3 protein-coding genes are annotated in these 3,837 nt (G+C 44.1%); 1 reads left to right on the forward strand and 2 read right to left on the reverse strand.

Annotated elements, in window-relative coordinates:
* Positions 1-50: 50 nt before the first annotated feature.
* Entirely contained in the window at positions 51-2,147 is a 2,097-nt protein-coding gene (locus AAFM34_RS20530; protein WP_341666067.1) for a hypothetical protein, read from the reverse strand.
* Positions 2,148-2,461: 314 nt separating this feature from the next.
* On the opposite strand from AAFM34_RS20530, the gene AAFM34_RS20535 reads away from it, so the two are divergent.
* A complete protein-coding gene (locus AAFM34_RS20535; RefSeq protein WP_341666069.1) occupies positions 2,462-3,562 on the forward strand; it encodes a hypothetical protein in 1,101 nt (366 codons plus the stop codon).
* 98 nt (positions 3,563-3,660) lie between these two features.
* Here the strand turns inward: AAFM34_RS20535 and AAFM34_RS20540 are convergent, their stop codons facing one another.
* Positions 3,661-3,807, reverse strand: coding sequence for a hypothetical protein (locus AAFM34_RS20540; RefSeq protein WP_341666071.1), 147 nt, complete (start codon positions 3,805-3,807; stop codon positions 3,661-3,663).
* Between the last annotated feature and the right edge of the window lie 30 nt (positions 3,808-3,837).

The raw sequence follows: 3,837 nt of genomic DNA on the forward strand, positions 1-3,837 counted from the left end.
AGACAATACCGAATTTAAAAGGAAATGATTAGATGGGGTTTACCGCCAGCTTACATATGTTTAAGGGCCAGTGAATCCAGTTCATCGTACGCATCTCGTGCCACCAACCCAGCAAAGCGTGCTTTGTGTATGATGCTATCTAGGCTGCTGTCTTGATAGTCTGATGCTTTTGTCGCGCGGGCGCGTAGCCTCAATGCCTGCACTCTGAGTTTTTGGTACGCTTCCCCTTTACGCAGCGCATCTTCAATTTTTACCACAATTTTGCCAAGACTTTCCTGTCCTTGCTCGGATAAGACTTCTTGACCAATACCAAGGAAATACGCCACGGTGTCTTTAAATCGTTGCTCAGACAAACCCATGTCTTTGATGGTGGCTAAGATATTCACCAAACGCCGACGCTCCGAGTCTGACACTTGGTTCAAAACGGCGTCGCGATTCGAAGGCGCTTGCGCCAACAGGCTCTTCAATGTTTGTACGTCTTTGCCAAGTGAAGGGTGGATCTTGGTCTCAGGTGTTTCCTCACTAAGTGATAGGCTTTGGAGCTGCTCAGAGAGCTTGGCTAAGTCGCTAAGCGGATAATGATTAAGCACCTCTCTTAGCGCCCCGTTACCGCCGAGTGACACTTGCGCCAGCAGTGACTCTGATGCTTGCTGCGCTTTCTTCAGGCTTGGCTCAAGCGCTTCTTGGCGAGATTTTTCTGCCTCACCTGAAACCTCTTCAGATTGAGCGCTCACCGCTTTGTTGATGCCCGAGGTCACAGCACTACCTTCAGTGACAGTTTCCAATACATCAGCACTGTCGGCATTACTGTGTTTGCTCTTGGCCAGTGATTGTGCCGCGCCGAGCAAAGGCGCATAGTCATACTGCATGCGAAACGCTGGTTGGATAAGACTCCAACACAAGCTGCGTACAATCGAGCGAATAATTTGATCTTCATCCGAGAGATTATGGTTAAGAGCTTTGTTTACTCCCTTAGCCATGGGTGATCGCGCTTTATGCAATAAGTGCAAGGCGGTTGGTGCCACATAGGTTGGAGTACGGGCCACTTGCATCGCCACTTTGGCCATTTTGTTTTTGGCTCCATCGCCCATTTTGGCCACCGTGCTTTTGGTCGCTTTACCCGCCTTAACCGCTGCATGCTCAAACTTGAGGATCTGCTCACCCATGGCCACTTCTAAATCGGCAAGGTTAATGTTGTTACTTTCCTTGTCTTGTTCATGCTCTCCACGCTGACGTTTTTCTTCTTTGCTCTGACCCGCTTTGGAGACAAACAGTGAAGCCGCGCTGTCTTTAAAACTCGGATCAAACTGTTTTTGCTTGCCCTTAAGATGGTTAATCACCACCTCAAGCGCATTTATCACTTGTTCAAAATAAGCTTTGACCTCCGCTTCACGTTTGAAGGTGTTTCGCCAACCCTTGCGCTGTATCTTGTTCTTACTCGACTCCAGCTCATGACGTACGTCTTGAAGACGATTTCTTACAGCGTGCCTGCGCAGTGTCATATGACGACGCAGGTTATCCGTGTCTTGAGTCAGGCCATGTTTTTGTTTGTATCCCGCAGAAACTCTCTCTTTCCAAGAATCCAGATCTAGATTTTGGTCATGTTTAAAGGCTTTTAGCGCCTCAGTAACTGCCTTCAAGCTGCCATCGATGTGCCTTGCAAGCTGATACGCATTAGCCCTATCAGATTCGGCCAACTCATCAATCCAGCCTTTCGACTTACTATTGGCGTCACTTATCATGGCATCAACTGGTGACGACAACTCTGCGGGTATCTTGATGATTTCATCCTTGGCCTGTTTAAGCTCTGTGATTAAATCGCGCTGAATATCAATGTCTTTCTCATTGTACCCCTGCTCAATAAAGGTTTTGGCTTGCTCGTATTTGTCTTGCCACGCTTGCCAGACCAACTCAAGGTGGTCATCACCAGCCTTCAATGTTGTGATAAGCCGCTCTTTAGAAGCTGGCGCTGCCTGCTTATCCATAGCTTCTAAAAGCGGTGCTTGTGACTTGTCCATACGTTGAGCCGACGCGCGGTTGGTTTCAATCGATGTTAGGCCAGAGCCAGCATAAAGAAGCGGAGTCACTTGATCGGAAGAGGTGTTCAGAACGTTGTAAGGCACAAGCACTTTAGAGTCGTTAGGCACGGGATTATCCTTAATTTGCAATTGAGAAAACTGCCAAACGATAACCAATCAAAACGACGATAGAGCGTACAAAACGCGTAAGTGACAAAACCAAAGTCTATGGTATTTACTAGCAAAATATGTCAGTGAGTGAACATGCTTTTTTATATGACAAACACTGATATGAAATTTTTTATTTCTGGTCTGACCAAATGTCTATATTTAACGACCCATGGTGGAAATTATAATATGGGGTTGGTTTTATAAAAATAAATCATAGTTATACAGGTAATACCTTGCTCCAAGGTAGTTAAAGTTCAGTAATAGGCATTTTAATGAACGTAAAAAATTTATATTGTTTAGCTGCAATATTAGTATCGTCATCCGTTCTAGCAGACACTGCGTTTGTCATTGATGCAGGCAGCTCAGGCTCGAGATTATTCGAATATCAATACCACCACGACATTTCATCTGAACACGGGCTACCTGTGATTGATGAACAAATTCAACATAAAGAAATCAAAGGTGGTATACAAACTGTCAAGGAAACAGACTTAGACACTTATATTGATCGCCTATTTGCGGAAACCAAAACGACTCCAGATCACCTGTACTTTTATTCTACCGCTGGTATGCGAACTATTTCAGCGACGGAGAGAAACTTGGTTAATCAAAGAGTCAAAGATGCACTGGCTAAGCGCTTCCCTGATGCGGATATCAAAGTTAAAACAATCACAGGGCAAACAGAAGGTGCATATGCTTGGCTCACCGCCAATTACTTTAATGGAGCTTTTTTTAATAGCCAAAAAACAACAGGCATTATGGATCTTGGAGGAGCTTCAACCCAAATCACCTTTGAAACGAACACAGGCGATGAGCTTTTTAATGTCAATGTAGGAAATCTAAATTTCACTCTTTCTTCAACCAGCTATCTTGGTTTGGGTCAAAATTTGGCAATTAGTCAATATCTCAATCAAGCGGCATGTTTTCCCAAAGATTACCCTTTGACCAATGATCAACTGGGTACTGGAGAATTTGGGGAATGCGCAGAAAAAGTTGAGCCGCTTATCAATGATGTTCAGAGCGTTAATACCAAGAGCACACAGCTAGGAACAGGCTCAGATTTATATGCGATCAGCGGTTTCTTTTTTAATAGCGATGAACTGGGGATAAATGACTCTTTTAGTCTGAGTAAACTCAAGGAAACCGGTAAACATTTCTGTTCCCAGCAATGGGAAGAGGTAGAGCAAGGTAAGACAGATTATAAACTTACCCCCCATCTATACGCTGGCTGCTTTAATGCCGCTTATCAATATACGTTAATTAGCAAAGGCTATCAGCTTACCGATGATACAAATCACATCACACCAATAAGAGAACTTAAAGGCAATGCCATCAGCTGGACACTAGGCCCAGTCCTCGCACCGGATTTGTGATGGGTTGATTGCAGAGCGGATGGGACAAAGTTACTCAATTGAGAGTAATCTAACAAACTGACAAAGCTGGGGTTCTGGCTTAAAACCCCAATTAGATACTATTTAAATGTATTCACATAACTTTGTATTCTATCCGCATTTTTCATGGTTATGTTTCCAGTCCATGTGAACTCTTTAAAAACAGTCAGACCTGGGTTGGCTTGCAATAGTTTTTCGATTAATTGTAAGCTGGCGGTAAACCCCATCTAATCATTTCCTTTTAAATTCGGTATTGT

The sequence above is a fragment of the Vibrio sp. genome (assembly GCF_038138445.1).
GTDB lineage: Bacteria > Pseudomonadota > Gammaproteobacteria > Enterobacterales > Vibrionaceae > Vibrio.

Excerpts from the sequence above, each read along its gene's own strand:
- AAFM34_RS20535 (WP_341666069.1), top strand. The coding sequence starts at position 2,462 with ATGAACGTAAAAAATTTATATTGTTTAGCTGCAATATTAGTATCGTCA.
- AAFM34_RS20540 (WP_341666071.1), bottom strand. The coding sequence starts at position 3,807 with ATGGGGTTTACCGCCAGCTTACAATTAATCGAAAAACTATTGCAAGCC.